The organism is Corynebacterium sp. HMSC06C06, assembly GCF_001807295.1.
Taxonomy (GTDB): Bacteria; Actinomycetota; Actinomycetes; order Mycobacteriales; family Mycobacteriaceae; genus Corynebacterium; species Corynebacterium striatum.
In genome coordinates this window covers 100323-116643 of the sequence record NZ_KV788498.1, presented here as the reverse complement: position 1 = coordinate 116643, position 16321 = coordinate 100323, and the positions used below count along the sequence as shown (strand labels likewise).

Here is a 16321-nt window from a genome sequence, read left to right as displayed (position 1 = left end):
CCTCGGTTGAGCCTCGCTTCAGGCAATCTCGTAGCCAGTGACTGGGCCTTGGTCGTTCGGGATCCAACCGAGTTCCGGCGCTACGTGCTTGGCAAAGTTTTCTAGGATGCGCACGTTTACGTCCAAGCCCATGGTGGTGGGCACCGTGATGAGGAGCGTATCGGCGGCCATGATTGCCGGGTCAGCCTTGAGCTGTTCAATCAGCTTGTCCGGCTCGGCGGCGTAGGTGCGGCCGAAGGTGGAGGCGCCAACTTCTGGCAGGAAGCCCACCTGGTCGTGCCCGGTGGCCTGCATACCGAAGCGCTGCATATCTGCGCCATCGACGATGGGGAAGATGGAACGCGAGACGGAAACGCGCGGGGTCCAGCCGTGGCCAGCTTCCTTCCATGCGGCGCGGAAGCGGTTGATCTGGTCCACCTGAATCTCGCCGAGGGTCTCAGCGGAGGTTTCCGAAACGAGGGTGGAGGACATAAGGTTTACGCCATCCTTGGCGGCCTGCTCCGCGGTGCGGTGCGTGCCAGAACCCCAGAAGATGTTCTTGCGCAGCTCAGGGGAGTGCGGGAAGACCGGCAGCTGGGAACCCGGCTGATACATGTTGGGGTACTGGTTCTCCAGCGGGGCGGCGGTGGCCATGCCATAGCCGTCGATGGCGGCCATGAACTTTTCGAAGTTGGCGCGGGCCAAGTCCGCGCCGTTGGGGGCCTCGGAACTGTAGCCGAAGGACTCCCAGCCGCGGTCGGCTACCTCGGGGGCGCCGCGGGAGACACCCAAGGCCACGCGGCCGCGTGCGATTTGGTTCAGGGAGGCTGCTTCCTCTGCCAGGTACAGCGGATTTTCGTAGCGCATATCGATAACGCCGGTGCCCACCTCGATGTGCTTGGTGGAACCCGCCACTGCGCCCAGGAGCGGCATCGGCGCGGAGGCTTGTGGCACGAAGTGGTGGACGCGGAAGGAGACGTTGTTGACGCCGATTTCGTCCGCGGCTTGTGCAAGGTCGAGGTGGATCTTGGCCATGTCCTCGGCCGACGGGCCGCGCTGTCCGCCGAAGGCGTAATGGCCAAAGCTCAGAAAGCCGAATGCTTTCATATCTAACTCCCTAATTTTATTGACGTAACAACAAAAGGTTAACACTTTTAGCTTGAAGCGTCGAGTGTGCGGAGAGCTTACACGGCAGCCCGCGCCGGGAGCCCGGCCTGACCGGCGCCGATGACGGCGAGGTGAAAGTGGGGCTGTGGGATGCCGGCGTTCGAATTTACTCTCGCCACTGTAATACCTAGGAGGGGTAAGCTTGTTGGGCAATGATTGAATTCGACAACGTCTCGGTCCAGTATCCGAGAACCCCGGCCCCCGCGGTGGAGAGCTTTTCCTATGCCCTGCAGCCGCGCAAGACCACCATTCTGGTAGGGCCTTCAGGCTGTGGGAAGACCACCCTTTTAAGGTTGGTTAACCGGATGGTGGAGCCATCCCAAGGTCGAGTGCTTATCGATGGCATTCCTGTGGTCGAACGCGATGCTGTGCATCTGCGCAGGTCAATTGGTTATGTAATGCAGAACTCCGGGCTTCTGCCGCACTTTACGGCGCTAGACAACGTGGCCGCGGTGGCCAGGCTGAGTGGGGCCACTAAAAAGCAAGCGCGGGAACAGGCGGCCCAGTGGCTGGAGCGAGTCCACGTCGCCTCCGAATTCTTCGACCGCTACCCAGGTGAGCTCTCCGGCGGCCAGGCGCAACGCGTGGGCGTGGCCCGTGGCCTCGTGGCCGACCCCGACATCGTGCTCATGGACGAGCCTTTTGGCGCTGTTGATCCAGTGGTGCGCCGCGAGTTGCAGCGTGAGGTCCTGCAGCTGCAGGAGGACATAGGCAAGACCATCCTCATGGTCACCCATGACGTTGATGAGGCATTTTTGCTTGGCGACGACGTGGTGCTCCTCGGAGAGCGCGCCCACATTCGTCAGCACGGCAAAGCGGAGGAATTCATTACGAGCCCCGCCAGCACCGAGGTTGAGCACTTCGTGGGGTTGGAAGCCAAGCGCCTCCATGTTGAGACCTGCGACGGGCGCAAGGTGTTGGTGGGCGAAGACGGAGCGGTGGCCGGAATATTGGCGGATGGTCCCGCATGAAGTGGGACTGGTTAAGCAGCAACTTTTCGCGCTTAGTGGAGCTGGGCATCGCGCACGCTAACTTGGCGTGGCCGCCTATCCTGCTTGCTTTGTTGGTGGCGCTGCCAATTGGCTGGGTGGCGCACCGCTACCGGCGAATTCGCGAGATCGTCGTGGGCGTGAGCAGCGCGCTCTACATCATTCCTTCGTTGGCGCTGTTTATCTTGCTGCCTTTGGTTATTGGAACTTCGGTGTTGTCGTCACTCAACGTGATCATCGCGATGACACTGTACGGGCTGGCCTTGCAAGTGCGCTCCACGGCGGATTCCTTCGACACCGTCCCAGCGGCGGTGGCTTCTGCGGCGACCGCGATGGGATACTCGCCGCTGCAGCGAGTGTTCCAGGTGGAGCTACCCCTTGCAGGACCTGGCATTATCGCCGGCCTGCGCGTGGTCTCTGCCTCGACGATTTCGCTCATCTCAGTGGGTGCACTGGTGGGCGTGCACTCTTTGGGCACGCTTTTTACCGAAGGGTTCCAGCGCAACTTTCCCACGCAGATCATCGCGGGTTTTGTAGGTACCGTGTTGCTCGCTGTGCTCTTTGACCTGCTGCTTGTCCTTATCGGGCGTGTGCTGCTGCCCTGGGCTAGGAAAGCGTCATGAACTTTTTTCTAGAGGCCTTGTCATTCATCGCTGATGGCGCGAATTGGAGCGGTGCAAACGGGTTGCGGCAGCGCCTGTTGGCACACTTGGGCTATACCCTCGCGGCAGTGACAATCGCAGCGGTCGTCGCTTTGCCCTTGGGTGTCCTGATGGGGCACACGCGTCGCGGCGTGAACGGTGTCGTTGCTGTGTCGGGCGCATTGCGCGCGTTGCCTTCTTTGGGTCTGCTGACCTGGCTGACCCTGGAGTTTAGTTTCGGGGTGCGCATTCCCGTAATTCCGGCGATTGTAACGCTCGTCATTTTGGCTATCCCGCCGATGCTGGCGGGGACAGTTACCGGCGTGACGGCCATTCCGCGCGGGGTGGTGGACTCGGCCCGAGCTGCGGGATTTAGCGAATCTGACATTGTGCGGCAGGTGGAGCTGCCGCTTGCCGCGCCTTCCATCGTGGGCGGCATACGCTCTGCGGCGGTCCAGGTGCTGGCCACCGCGACCATCGTGGCTTATATCGGGTTGTCTGGGCTGGGCCGCTACCTCATTGATGGCTTGGCGCTGCGTGACTACCCGCAGATGCTTGTCGGCGCACTCATGGTGGCTCTTTTGGCATTTGCTGTCGACGGTGTCTTGGCGCTGTGCCAGCGATTGCTACGCCCGAATACGGGCATGCGGAACTAAGTCTGTGGCTGGAGGTAGCTACAAGAGTTGGACTCTGAGGAGGCATATAAAGCAGTCATGACGGAATGAATCTGGGTACCGTGGAGTTAGTGCAGTTAAAACCTCAACAGTTTTGTCACTACGTCTAGATACAACGCTCCTTACTCCCTAGCCCGGAAGGTATGTCTCATGCGCTCATTTTCACTTCTTCACTCTGGCCTGCAGCGCGGTACCTTGCCTCGCGGCGTGGCCGCGGTTTGTGCAGCTGTCACCAGCGCGGCCCTTCTGGCGTCGTGCAGCTCCGCGGATCCTACGGCGGAGCCGGGGGCGTCGGAAAGCGCCGGCGATAGCAAGACCATCGTCATCGGTACCGCAAACTTCCCAGAGTCCGAGATCTTGGGCCAACTGTGGGCCGCGACCTTGGAGGACGCAGGCTTCGATGTCGAAGTGAAGTCCGGGATTGGTTCCCGCGAGATTTATATGAAGGCCCTGGAAGAGGGAACTGTGGACATTGTGCCGGAATACACCGGCAACTTGGCGCAGTTCTACAAGGCGAAACTTCCTAGCGGGGCTGATGAACAGAAGGTTTATGAGGCACTCGAAGGCGTGCTGCCCGAAGCGCTTGCCGCTGGCGCATTCGCCCCCGCGGAATCGAAGGACGCCTATCATGTGACGCCTGAGGTAGCGAAGAAATACAAGCTGGCTTCCCTCGCTGACCTGAAGAACTTGGACGAGATTAAACTGGCGGGAAACCCGGAGCTTGCGGAGCGTCCGTATGGCCCACGCGGACTCAGTCAAACCTATGGCGTGGACGAGGACAAGTTCACCATGCACGCAATTTCCGATGGTGGCGGCCCGCTGACTATTGCGGCGCTTTTGGAGGGTGAGGCCAACGTGGCAGATATTTACACCACCTCGCCCATCCTGGATCGTGATGGCAAAGAGGTAAAACTTGTGCGCCTGGAAGATCCCCAGAACCTGGTGGCCCCGCAGAATGTTGTACCTGTCTACCGCAGTGCGGATGTTCCGCAAAAGGCAGTGGAGGCACTCGATAAGTTTGATGGAAACTTAAAGACTGAAGACCTTGTAGCGATGAACTTAAGAAATTCCGGTAATGAGAAGGCGGAGCCGGCTGCTATCGCCCGCGATTTTATTGACGCGTCTTAAAATTTTCCCTTATTTGGAGACGATTTTTCAATTCCTTCCTGACTTCCTGATTACCTGCACCGGCGCAAACTGGAATACCTACGCGGACTTGACCTCCGGGAGCGCGCTGAACATATTTATGATTCGCTTCCTGAGGATGCTTCCCTAATCTCGCGTACATTGGCAATGCCTGTGGCGTATATCGACATGGCTGTTTCGCGGCCAGTGCTTCTGCCGATGTTTCTGTTTAACCTGGGAAAGGGCGGGCAGCGTGCTCGTAGTACGGCGACCTAGCTCTACTTTTGCGGTTTCCTCCTAATTTTCGGGGAAGGCCGCATTTCTTATGCATTGTGGTTGTGCAGGGTGGCTCTGCGCCCGGCATTCAAAACTTGAGTCTGCTACGCTCAGGCGGGAAAGATGGAAAAATTTGAAGTTGAGTGGAACAAACTCAACTTTATGTGCGTTGAGATAAGTAGCAGCGAAGGAAAAGTCCTTCGAGCTGTGGAAACATAACAAATCTAACTTCACAAACTCCGACTTAACTTCCAAGGAGGAAGCCATGAGTGCTTTCAACCCCACCACCAAAACCCAAGAGGCCCTGCAGCAAGCGCTGCAGACTGCCTCGTCCAATGGCAACCCGGACATCCGCCCGGCCCACCTGCTCGCTGCAATCCTTAGCCAAGAAGAGGGCATTGCGGCCCCGGTCCTGAAGGCCACTGGCGTGGATCCGGAGACCGTGCTCAAGGAAGCGCGCGGCCTTGTTGATTCCTACCCCAAGGCTGAGGGTTCCGGGATGGCGAATCCCAACTTTAACCGCGACGGGCTCAACGTCCTGACCCGCGCGCAGGAGCTCGCCGGCGAGCTCGGTGATGAGTACGTCTCCACCGAGGTGCTGCTGGCAGCTATCGCAGGGTCCAAGACGGATGCTGCTGAGCTGCTTACCTCACGCGGCGCCACTTTCGACGCCCTCAAGGGCGCTTTCCCCTCCGTGCGCGGTGCGGCCAAGGTGACCTCTGAAAATCCCGAAGAACAGTTCCAGGCACTTGAGAAGTACGCCACCGACCTGACCGCTCGTGCGCGTGAAGGCAAGATCGACCCGGTCATCGGCCGTGACCAGGAAATCCGCCGCGTGGTTCAGGTCTTGAGCCGCCGCACCAAGAACAACCCGGTCCTCATCGGTGAGCCCGGTGTTGGTAAGACCGCCATCGTTGAAGGCCTGGCCCGTCGCATTGTGGCTGGTGACGTACCTGAGTCCCTCAAGGGCAAGACCTTGCTGAGCCTGGATTTGGGCTCGATGGTCGCCGGTGCGAAGTACCGCGGTGAATTCGAGGAGCGCCTCAAGGCTGTCCTCGATGAAATTAAGGCTTCCGACGGCCAGATCATCACCTTCATCGACGAGCTGCACACTATCGTCGGCGCAGGCGCCACGGGTGAAGGCTCGATGGACGCCGGCAACATGATTAAGCCGATGCTGGCTCGTGGCGAGCTGCGCCTCGTGGGCGCAACCACCCTCGACGAGTACCGTAAGTACATCGAGAAGGATGCTGCGCTTGAGCGCCGCTTCCAGCAGGTTTATGCCGCTGAGCCTTCCGTCGAGGACACCGTTGGTATCTTGCGTGGCCTGAAGGAGCGCTACGAGGTGCACCACGGTGTGCGCATCATGGACTCCGCGCTGGTTGCTGCGGCCGAGCTGTCGAACCGCTACATCACCAACCGCTTCCTGCCAGATAAGGCAATCGACCTCGTGGACGAGGCTGGGTCCCGCCTGCGCATGGAAATTGACTCCTCCCCGCAGGAGATCGACGAACTCGAGCGCGTGGTCCGCCGTATGGAAATCGAGGAGCTGGCGCTCAAGAAGGAGACCGATGCTGCCTCCCAGGATCGACTTTCCAAGCTGCAGCAGGAGCTGGCTGACGAGCGCGAGAAGCTCGGTGAGCTCAAGGCTCGCTGGGTCAACGAGAAGAAGGCTATCGATGAGGTCCAGCAAGCGAAGGAAGAGCTCGAGGACCTGAAGCGCCAGGCTGAGATTGCAGAGCGCGACGGTGACTACGAGTTGACTTCCGAGCTGCGTTACGGCCGCATTCCGGAGCTGGAGAAGCAGGTTGCCGACGCTGAGATTCGCGCCAACGCACAGGCCAACACCATGCTGACCGAGGAAGTCACCCCGGACACCATCGCTGAGGTCGTCTCCGCATGGACCGGCATCCCGGCTGGCAAGATGCTGCAGGGCGAGACCCAGAAGCTGCTCAACATGGAGGCCGAGCTGGGCCGCCGCGTGGTGGGTCAGAAAGAAGCGGTCAAGGCCGTCTCCGATGCCGTGCGCCGCGCTCGCGCGGGCGTTGCTGACCCGAACCGCCCGACCGGTTCCTTCCTCTTCTTGGGCCCGACGGGCGTTGGTAAGACAGAGCTGGCCAAGGCTCTGGCTGACTTCCTCTTCGACGATGAATCCGCCATGGTTCGCATCGATATGTCTGAGTACGGCGAGAAGCACTCCGTTGCGCGTCTTGTCGGTGCCCCTCCGGGATACGTTGGCTACGATGCCGGCGGCCAGCTCACGGAGGCCGTGCGTCGCCGCCCGTACACGCTCGTGCTTTTCGACGAAGTGGAAAAGGCGCACCAAGACGTCTTCGACGTTCTGCTGCAGGTTCTCGATGAGGGCCGCCTGACCGACGGCCAGGGCCGCACCGTGGACTTCCGCAATACGGTCATCATCCTGACCTCGAACCTCGGTGCTGGTGGCACCAAGGAGGAGGTCATGGAGGCCGTCAAGCGCAACTTCAAGCCGGAGTTCATTAACCGTCTCGATGATGTCGTGATGTTCGAGTCCCTGTCCTCCGAGCTGCTGGCCGGCATCGTCGACATCCAGCTCGATGCTCTGGCATCGAGGTTGCAAGGCCGTCGCCTCAACCTGCAGGTTTCCGACGCCGCCAAGCTGTGGCTCGCGGAGCGCGGCTATGACCCGGCTTATGGTGCCCGCCCGCTGCGCCGCCTAGTACAGCAGGCCATCGGCGACCAGCTGGCTCGCCAGTTGCTGGCTGGCGACGTCCTCGACGGCGACACCGTCCACGTCGATGTCGCTGAAGGCGGCGAGAGCCTCGAGCTCAAGGCACTCGGCTAAACGAAGTCGCGCGCACAACGCGCCTAAGTAGTAGCTAAACCAGGCACTGGAAGCCGCTGCAGCGGGGAAGACTCCATATAAGGAGCCTTCCCCGTTTCTTTAAAGAGAGTTTCCGCATGGGCGGCCCCTCGGCAGGAAACTCCGCGTGCCCTTAGAATCAGGGACATGAGCAATTTGGTTTCTCCGAGCGAACTCCAACAATCCATCTATCGCGGCGACCGCGTCGCAGTTCTGGCATCCCTATGGGCTCCCGGTGAAGGGGAGGCCTACAACCAGTTCACGTCCCTCCACATTCCTACGGCTCAGTTTGCCGAAGCCGCACACTCCTTCGTTGGCCTTCCAGGTTCCAAGGTGGGTCGTAACCCGCTTGTTAACCCGGAGCGTCTTCAGGAAAGCTGCGAGGAATGGGGCCTGCGCCCTGATTGGCAGATCGTGGTCTACGACGAGGGCCGTGGTCTCTTCTCTGCCCGCGCATGGTGGACCCTGCGCTGGGCAGGCTTTAAGAACGTTCGCATGCTCGACGGTGGCCTAGCCAACTGGCGTCGCCAGGGCTTTAATACATTGACCGGCCCGGGCAACCTGGGCCTAGCCACCGAAGTTGAGATCGTCCCAGGCTCGATGCCTACCGCGACTATCGAGGATGTCAAGGCACACGACGGCCTTCTCATCGACTCCCGCACAGCTAACCGCTTCGCTGGCCGCCGCGAGCACCTTGACCTCAAGGCTGGCCACATCCCAGGCGCTGTGAACCTCCCTGAGCGCTTGTTCCACAACCTGGATCAGACCATCAAGAGCGACGAGGAAATCCTCGACATCCTCGATGCTGCCGGAATCACGCAGGACAACGTCCAGGACGCAATCATCTACTCGGGCTCCGGCAACCACTCCGCGCTGACAATCGGCATCCTGGAGAACCTCGGTTTCACTGGCCTGCGCCACTTCGTCGGCGGTTGGTCTCAGTGGTCAGCTAATCCGGACAACCCAATCGAGCGCGGCGACCGCACCCACGTCTAAAAGCCAGCGCGCCAGCTCACGCACCCCAAGACTTCCTACTAAAGTCTTGGGGTGATGCCTTATCTAATCATTCTCCTCGCTCTTGCCTGCGGCGTCGCGGGCGTTGCCATCCTGCTTATAGAAAAGCGTCAACGTTCCGCTCAGCTTGGCGGCGTACCTACCCCTAATATCCCTGCCATCGAGACTGCCGAACCGGAAGCGCCGGAAAACCACCAGACCGCAACTCCAGCCCCGGTGGCGGCTCCGCATCCAGAACCTGAACCAGCCCCTGCCGCCAATATCGAGCCAGAACTGGCCGCCGAGCCGGTTGCCGAATCGGCACCAGAACCCACGCCAGAGTCGGGCGGTGGCCGCTCCCATGCCACACGAGCTCGCAGCTTCGTACCGGGCTCCATGCGCCGCGGCCGCAGGGCGTGGGGCGAAGAGCATGGTTTTGAGTACACCAAGCAGGACGATTACCTTGCCGATGAATGGATGCGCGGAGCCGCCGCTTTGGGCGCGGCGCCGAAGGACATCGTCGCAGGCTTCGTGCACGGCCACGAGATGCTGATGATGGACCTGGGCGGCATCAATGTCATGGCCATGCGCACTGGCGCTACCTCCGACATCGTGGTGGATTTCCGCCGCGTTGGGATTGAGGAGGAGTCAGCCTCGGAAGACCTATTCATGGTCGATGTAATCGAAGGCTTTGAAGTCTTCGCCACCGACGTGGGCGTCGGCAAGCGGCTCATCGATGAGCGCCTCGAAGTGGCGCTCCACCTCCTGCCCGCCGAAGTCACCGCTGTGTGGATGGAGTCCGAGTGGGTACTCGCGCAGACCGCCAAACACGCACGTGCCGCGGAGTGGGACGCCATGCTCGCCCCCATGGCCAAGCTTGCCGACGTCGCGCGTGTCCTCCCGCCGCGTTCTTCCGCGGCGCAAGTCCTCCGCGTCGAGGAGCTCGACCCTAGCCGTGAGATCCCCGCCCCTCCGCAGGCAGAGCCGACCGGCCCCACCCTGGTCCCAGACCACGAGGAGATCCAGCGCCCGCACATCCAGCGGCCTGAGGAGCCTGTGGAGCTGCCCAGCCGCACGCGCAGCGAAGTCCGCGGCGTAGTTGACCACAGCGCACTTGGCGCTGATGAAGTCGACGCCATTGCTGATGGTCGCGAGCGCCCGCTGCCCGATAAAGCACAGGCCCGTATGCGCCGCAACCTCAACCGCCGCTCGACCATCTTCGGTGACGAAGACTCGAACGAGTAGTCTTTAAATCGTCTAAACCTTAAAACCCCGCAAACAATCTAAAGCACTCAGCATTAACGCGAAGGAGCGCCATGAGCTTGGATTCACAGAAGAAGGCCCGTCTGGCAGAGCTGGTCAAGGAGCTCGCCGTTGTTCACGGCAAGGTCACCTTGTCCTCCGGTAAGGAAGCCGACTACTACGTCGACCTGCGCCGCGCGACCCTGCAGCATGAGGCTTCCCGCCTCATCGGCTCGCTGCTGCGTGAGCTCACCGCCGACTGGGATTACGTTGCCGTCGGTGGTCTGACCCTAGGCGCAGACCCGGTTGCTACCTCCGTGATGCACGCTGATGGTCGCGACATCGATGCCTTCGTCGTGCGCAAGGAAGCCAAGAAGCACGGCATGCAGCGCCGTATCGAGGGCTTCGACGTTGCAGGCCAGAAGGTGCTCGTTGTCGAAGACACCACCACCACGGGCAACTCCCCGCTGACCGCGGTGGCAGCACTGCGCGAGGCTGGCGCGGAGGTCGTCGGCGTGGCTACCGTCGTGGACCGCGCTACAGGTGCTGACAAGGTCATCGCTGAAGAGGGCTTGGAGTACCGCTACCTGCTGAGCTTGGAAGATCTTGACCTCGCCTAAGGAAGAACCCCGCGAGCGCTTGCAGGAGGAGACTTCTGCTAAGGGCCCTACCGAATGGAACGAAGGACGGCACGGAGTCGGCCCATGGGAAGGCCCGCTGCCGGAAGGTCCGCAGTACGATCCCGAGCTGCTTCGCGACGGCGATCACCGCAACGTGGTGGACGCCTACCGCTACTGGAGCAGGGAAGCTATTACCGCGGACATCGATAAGCGCAGGCATGCGCTCCACATCGCCATCGAGAACTTTGAGAATGACTCGAACATCGGCACCGTGGTCCGTACCGCCAACGCCTTTGCCGTGGATACCGTTCACATCGTGGGGCGTCGCCGGTGGAATCGCCGCGGCGCCATGGTGACTGACCGCTACCAACACCTGATGCACCATGCCACCGTCGCTGAGCTTCTGGAATGGGCGAGTGATAAGGGGCTTAGCGTTGTAGCGATCGACAACACTCCCGGCTGCGTTCCCCTTGAGACTGCGGAGCTTCCCGAGCGCTGCTTGTTACTGTTTGGCCAGGAAGGGCCTGGTGTCACCCAGGAGGCCCAGGACGCTGCGATGATGACGTGTTCCATCGCCCAATTTGGTTCGACGCGCTCGATTAATGCGGGCGTTGCAGCAGGCATTGCGATGCATGCCTGGATCCGTCAGCATGCTGACCTCGAGCAAGCTTGGTAAAAGCGTGGTAAATCACTATCCGGAATGGATAGGATGAAGTAACAAAAACATAATCGGGAGTGATTAACCAACTGTGGAAGAGACATGGGCTCACCGCGCTGACCTCGCGGAAACTGCCATCAATGATCGCCATGCGCAAGCCGTATGGTCAATCCCGCGTACCAATCTCGCGGTTGTGAGCTGGCCGCCGACGAGCAAGGAAAAGCTCTTCGTGCACTGGCACTATTGGTGGCAAGCTCACTATCTCGATTGCCTAGTCGATGCCGCGCTTCGTAACAACACCAAGGTACGTCGAGCCCGCATCGCGGACACCATGCGCGGTATCCGCCTGCGTAATCTTTCTCAGCTGAATGAAAATCGCTACTACGATGACAAGGCTTGGCTCGCACTCGCCATGGGGAGGGCGGAAAACCTCAAGAAGGTCAAGGTACACAAGCGCCTTGGCAGCTTGCAGCGCAATATTCGCGAAGGCGTTGACCCAACCATTGGTGTGCTGCCGTGGCGCGAAGGGGAGACCTTCCTCAACGTGCCGTCGAATGGCCCGGGCGCAATCATGTTGGCTCGCATGGGCCGCATCAACGAGGCCCGCCACATCGTGGACTGGATTTATGATCACCTCGTTGATGATGACGGATTCATCATGGACGGCATCCGCATGCGCATGGATGGTCCAGAGATTGTGAAGGCAATCCACCCGTACTGCCAGGGCGTCGTGCTGGGCGCGTGCTTGGAGATCGCGCTTGCACTGCGGGAAAAGGCTGGTCTGACCTCCCTCGAGCGCATCGATACCGTGCAAGAGGCCGAGCTGGCTGCGGATATGATGCACTACATCACCAACATTCGTGGCTTGGTCCAAGCGGTGGCGACGGGCATGGCGACTCCTTCCGGAGTTATCAACTGGAAGACGGGCGATGGTGATGGTGGCCTGTTCAAGGGCATCCTCGTGCGCTACCTTGCCGACGTCGCGGTGCGCTTGCCCGGCGATTCCCCGGCCAACCGGGCAACCAAGAAGCTGGCGGCGCGCATGGTGGTGGCTTCTGCGGAGTCGGTGTGGGAGCATCGCTTGGAAGTTGATGGTCTGCCGATCTTCGGATCCGACTGGACTGCCGATGCCCGCCTGCCGCACAACTATGGATTCGGGCCTAATACCCTCGGCGAAAAGGTCGGAATCATCCGCGTCGCTGAGCGCGATTTGTCGGTCCAATTGTCCGGTTGGATGCTCTTGGAGGCCTGCGCGAGGGTCACAAAGTACCAATCTGAAGAAGGATAAAAACGCATTACAAGCGTACTATTTTGTGGTTTTGCCTGCTTATTGCATGAGGCTTGGAACGCGCTAGCCTGCGTTAACTAACCTCACAAAATTTGTCGCGGCGAAAACGGACAAAAACAGGCATACTTGGGAACTGGAACGTGATTCTCCGAAACACACAAAGGATGGAACTTCATGCCAATCGCAACTCCTGAGGTCTATAACCAGATGCTTGACACCGCCAAGAAGGGCGGCTTCGCATTCCCGGCTATCAACTGCACCTCCTCCGAGACCATCAACGCCGCACTCCGTGGCTTTGCCGAGGCAGAGTCCGACGGCATCATCCAGTTCTCCACCGGCGGCGCTGAGTTCGGCTCCGGTCTGTCCGTGAAGAACAAGGTTGCAGGCGCTCAAGCTCTGGCTGCTTTCGCTTACGAGGCAGCAAAGCACTATGGCATCAACGTTGCACTGCACACGGACCACTGCCAGAAGGAAGTTCTGGACGAGTACGTCCGCCCGCTCATCGCCATCTCCCAGGAGCGCGTTGACCGCGGCGAGCTGCCTCTCTTCCAGTCCCACATGTGGGACGGCTCCGCTATTCCAATCGACGAGAACCTCGTCATCGCACAGGAGCTGTTGGAGAAAGCACACAACGCAAACATCATCCTTGAGGTTGAGATCGGCGTCGTCGGCGGCGAAGAGGACGGCGTTCAGGCTAAGGCTGGCGCAAACCTCTACACCTCCACCGAGGACTTTGAGAAGACCGTCGACGCACTGGGCACCGGTGAGAAGGGTCGCTACCTGCTGGCTGCTACCTTCGGCAACGTTCATGGCGTCTACAAGCCAGGGAACGTGAAGCTGCGCCCAGAGGTTCTTGATGAGGGCCAGAAGGCTGCCATCAAGAAGCTTGGCCTGGATGAGAACGCTCAGCCGTTCGACTTCGTCTTCCACGGTGGCTCTGGCTCTGAGAAGGAGAAGATTGAGCAGGCTCTGTCCTACGGCGTTGTGAAGATGAACGTTGACACTGACACCCAGTACGCGTTCACCAACCCAGTTGCTCGCCACATGTTCGAGAACTACGACGGAGTCTTCAAGATCGACGGCGAGGTCGGCAACAAGAAGGTTTACGACCCACGCTCCTACATGAAGAAGGCTGAGCAGTCCATGGCTGACCGTGTTGTCGAGGCCTGCACCGACCTGCACTCCGTGGGCAAGACCGTTTCCAAGTAAGGCTGACCACCAAACCCACACCACACAGAGCCGTTCCTCCACACCCCGCAGCCGCAGGGAGGGAGGAGCGGCTTTGCTGCGTTTAGCGTCAAAGAATGCCCCGGCAAAGTTCCTGGCAAAGTCCCTGGTCAAAATCCTCGCCCGAATCAAGACCGGTATCAAAACCCAAATGGTGAGGTCACCGTGCAACAAAAGGGACTAGTGTAAGCCAATGGGGCAAATGGGAACCGCAAATGGTGAGATCAGCTCACCATCTAGAGCGAACCCAGCCACGACCCAGGCCGACCCCAACCAGAGCCAAGCAATCCACACGGGCGAACTAAGATAGGGAAACTATGGCGGATGACAAAAACACAAGCACAACTCGGCGGGTGAAACTTAGCACTCGCGAACAGCTGCGCAGCGTCGACCGCTCGGTGAAGTCGCGGTTCGCACGCGTGAAGTCGCGCTTCATGTTTATCCTGCAGTCAACGCTGGGAGCGGGCTTGGCATTCTTCGTCGCCCACGTGGTCTTTGGCCACTCACAGCCATTCTTCGCACCGATGTCGGTCATCATCATCCTCGGTCTTTCCGGCAGTGACCGTCTCAAACGTGCAGTGGACCTGTCTATCGGCGGCATTGTTGGCGTCATCGTGGGTACTCTGCTCGTCGACGGCGTGGGTACCGGCCCCGTCCACATGACCATCATCATCGGTTGCTCGCTGCTGATTGCCTCCTTTGTCACGAGTTCGCAGCTGGTCAGTAACCAGATCGCCATCGGCGCCATTCTGATTGCCACCATCATGCCGCCTGAAGAAATGGGTGGTCTCTCCCGCGCGATCGACGCCATCATCGGTGCGGTCATCGGTATCAGCATGGTTGCACTCATTCCTACATCCCCATTGCGTGCGGTACGCAAGGAAATCTCCAAGGTGTTGGGAGTGGCCTCATCAGTGCTTTCCGACGTCGCAGAAGGCTTGCGCGCCAACGACCCCCGGACGATTTTGGAAGCTCGTGATGCGGTACGTGGCACCCAGGGGGACATCAACAGCATGCTGAATGCCGCCAAAGGCGGGGCCGAAACCGTTAAGGTCTCGCCGTTTCTATGGAGCCGGCAGCGTAACGTGAAGTCGCTTGAACGCATTCTTACCCCAGTGGACAACGCGGTGCGCGGTGTGCGCGTGCTGTCCCGCCGTGCGTTGGTCCTTGCCGAGGACGGGGACCACGTGACCGACGAACAGATCGAGCTAATCGACGAGCTTTCCGACGTCACGATGGAACTCTCCGAGCTGTATGCCCAGGAATCCTCCAATGAGAGCCGTGCCAACGAGGCTGTGGTGATTCCAGAGATAGTGCGGAAGCTGCGCATTCTTGGCGCGCGATCGACCATGGAAGTGATCGGCGAGGACGGGGTGCTTTCTGCCTATTCAATGCTGGCGCAAACGCGCTCTATCATCGTGGATCTGCTCATGGTGTCCGGCATGTCGCGTGAATCTGCGGTGGCGCAACTGGCGCCGACCTCCGACCATCCGGCGTATCCACCAGAAGTGTGGGACGGCGAATAGAGACGAGAAAGGGTCCGCCGTTACGGACGAACCACCTGCAGATCGCGCAGGTGACGGTAGAACGTCACGCGGTTGACTGGGCGCTTGGCGCCGACACCATCGACCACGACGCGCAGCTCAGGGCCACCTGCCTGAACTGCACGGCCGGTGCATACGGTATCTTCATCAAGCTGTCCTGGTGCGGCCGGTGAGGAGAACTTCGAACGCAGCCAGGCGCCGAAACCGGATGGCTTAGCCGTGTCCGCAGCAAGGCCGAACGACGCCGACGCGGCGACGGGGGAGACGGCTTTTGCTGCGAGGATTCCCGGTGCATCGACCATGGGGACCAAGCGCGCACCGTACGTTCCGATCCCAGTGGTATTGGTGGCTTCGTGGCGAACCACCACGTGGTCATCGACGATGATCTCGCCCGTGATCTCACCGTTGCTCCACTCTGAGATGGAAGCGGAACCAGCGATGGCTAGGCCGGCGTCGTTACGGATGAGTGGTGCCGGGCGCACTGGCGCGCTCAGCGCGACGCTCAATGCAGACTCGAAATCGGTGGGCAGGCCCCAGTTGCGGGCAACCGTCGACTCCTTCACGGGCACGAAACCCAGCTCGGCCCACAGGTAGTCGCTACGCATCATGCGAGTAAGCACGGCGGATAAAGCGGCATCGGTCCCCACCACGACGACGCGTAGCGGATCCTTAAGGTGCGGTGCTTGCGGCGCGAGCTCGGGGGTGCCGAGGTGGCGCACATCTGGCTGGGCCGCGATCTCGTCGAGCGTAGGCGTGGGATCGTGGGGGAGTGCGATGGCAGCGGCGTCGTCAAGCACGCGTAGCTCTTTACGGGTGGGAACCGCGCTGACGTCGAGAAGTGTGGCTTCAGCGGGCAGTTCTAAGGAGACGTCGCTGCCGCACCGAATAACAAAGAGAGCCACCGTTTGAGACCTTGCCTTTCCAGGGGTGTTGCCCGGCAGTGCGCGGGCCGTAACCCTTTCACCCTACAGCGCGTAGTACCCCCATGAGTAACGGCCGATTGGGGTGTACGGGGTCACATATGGCTATATTCTTATTCCGCATAACTTTCTACTT

14 protein-coding genes are annotated in these 16321 nt (G+C 60.3%); 12 read left to right on the top strand and 2 right to left on the bottom strand.

Annotation, left to right across the window (positions count from 1 at the left end; genetic code table 11):
- Positions 1 to 18: 18 nt before the first annotated feature.
- Positions 19 to 1086, bottom strand: coding sequence for an LLM class flavin-dependent oxidoreductase (locus tag HMPREF3153_RS08235; protein WP_049062300.1), 1068 nt, complete (start codon positions 1084 to 1086; stop codon positions 19 to 21).
- Positions 1087 to 1298: 212 nt separating this feature from the next.
- Between HMPREF3153_RS08235 and HMPREF3153_RS08230 the strand changes: the two genes are divergently transcribed.
- The 12 genes from HMPREF3153_RS08230 (at position 1299) to HMPREF3153_RS08175 (ending at position 15247) form a co-directional block, all read left to right on the top strand.
- Positions 1299 to 2117: an ATP-binding cassette domain-containing protein gene (locus HMPREF3153_RS08230; RefSeq protein WP_070420547.1), complete on the top strand. Its 819-nt coding sequence runs from the start codon at positions 1299 to 1301 to the stop codon at positions 2115 to 2117.
- A complete protein-coding gene (locus tag HMPREF3153_RS08225) occupies positions 2114 to 2758 on the top strand; it encodes an ABC transporter permease (protein WP_046646110.1) in 645 nt (214 codons plus the stop codon). Before HMPREF3153_RS08230 ends, HMPREF3153_RS08225 begins: the two co-directional genes overlap by 4 nt.
- Positions 2755 to 3432 carry an ABC transporter permease gene (locus HMPREF3153_RS08220; RefSeq protein ID WP_070420546.1) on the top strand — a complete coding sequence of 226 codons (678 nt, stop codon included), beginning with the start codon at positions 2755 to 2757 and terminating at the stop codon, positions 3430 to 3432. The genes HMPREF3153_RS08225 and HMPREF3153_RS08220 overlap by 4 nt, the downstream gene beginning before the upstream one ends.
- Positions 3433 to 3600: 168 nt before the next feature.
- The gene (locus tag HMPREF3153_RS08215; protein ID WP_052953186.1) at positions 3601 to 4578 is read left to right on the top strand and encodes a glycine betaine ABC transporter substrate-binding protein; all 978 of its coding nucleotides are present in this window, start codon (positions 3601 to 3603) and stop codon (positions 4576 to 4578) included.
- A 538-nt stretch (positions 4579 to 5116) separates the two neighbouring features.
- Positions 5117 to 7675, top strand: a complete 2559-nt coding sequence (clpB, locus tag HMPREF3153_RS08210; RefSeq protein ID WP_046646108.1) for an ATP-dependent chaperone ClpB — start codon at positions 5117 to 5119, stop codon at positions 7673 to 7675.
- Positions 7676 to 7840: 165 nt separating this feature from the next.
- Complete coding sequence (locus tag HMPREF3153_RS08205; protein ID WP_070420545.1) at positions 7841 to 8689, top strand: sulfurtransferase; 849 nt, start codon at positions 7841 to 7843, stop codon at positions 8687 to 8689.
- Positions 8690 to 8743: 54 nt separating this feature from the next.
- On the top strand, positions 8744 to 9931 hold the full coding sequence (locus HMPREF3153_RS08200) for a type III secretion system chaperone family protein (protein ID WP_070420544.1): 1188 nt from the start codon (positions 8744 to 8746) through the stop codon (positions 9929 to 9931).
- A 71-nt stretch (positions 9932 to 10002) separates the two neighbouring features.
- Positions 10003 to 10548 (top strand): orotate phosphoribosyltransferase, encoded by a 546-nt coding sequence (gene pyrE / locus HMPREF3153_RS08195; protein WP_046646105.1) that lies wholly within the window; start codon positions 10003 to 10005, stop codon positions 10546 to 10548.
- On the top strand, positions 10535 to 11224 hold the full coding sequence (locus HMPREF3153_RS08190) for a TrmH family RNA methyltransferase (RefSeq protein ID WP_172454466.1): 690 nt from the start codon (positions 10535 to 10537) through the stop codon (positions 11222 to 11224). Before pyrE ends, HMPREF3153_RS08190 begins: the two co-directional genes overlap by 14 nt.
- Before the next feature lie 73 nt (positions 11225 to 11297).
- Positions 11298 to 12494, top strand: coding sequence for a glycoside hydrolase family 76 protein (locus HMPREF3153_RS08185; RefSeq protein ID WP_070420543.1), 1197 nt, complete (start codon positions 11298 to 11300; stop codon positions 12492 to 12494).
- Positions 12495 to 12668: 174 nt separating this feature from the next.
- The gene (gene fbaA / locus HMPREF3153_RS08180; RefSeq protein WP_046646103.1) at positions 12669 to 13703 is read left to right on the top strand and encodes a class II fructose-bisphosphate aldolase; all 1035 of its coding nucleotides are present in this window, start codon (positions 12669 to 12671) and stop codon (positions 13701 to 13703) included.
- Between the two features lie 335 nt (positions 13704 to 14038).
- Complete coding sequence (locus HMPREF3153_RS08175) at positions 14039 to 15247, top strand: FUSC family protein (protein WP_049151393.1); 1209 nt, start codon at positions 14039 to 14041, stop codon at positions 15245 to 15247.
- Between the two features lie 20 nt (positions 15248 to 15267).
- Here HMPREF3153_RS08175 and HMPREF3153_RS08170 read toward each other — a convergent pair whose 3' ends face one another.
- Positions 15268 to 16167, bottom strand: coding sequence for a hypothetical protein (locus HMPREF3153_RS08170; RefSeq protein WP_070420542.1), 900 nt, complete (start codon positions 16165 to 16167; stop codon positions 15268 to 15270).
- Positions 16168 to 16321: the final 154 nt, after the last annotated feature.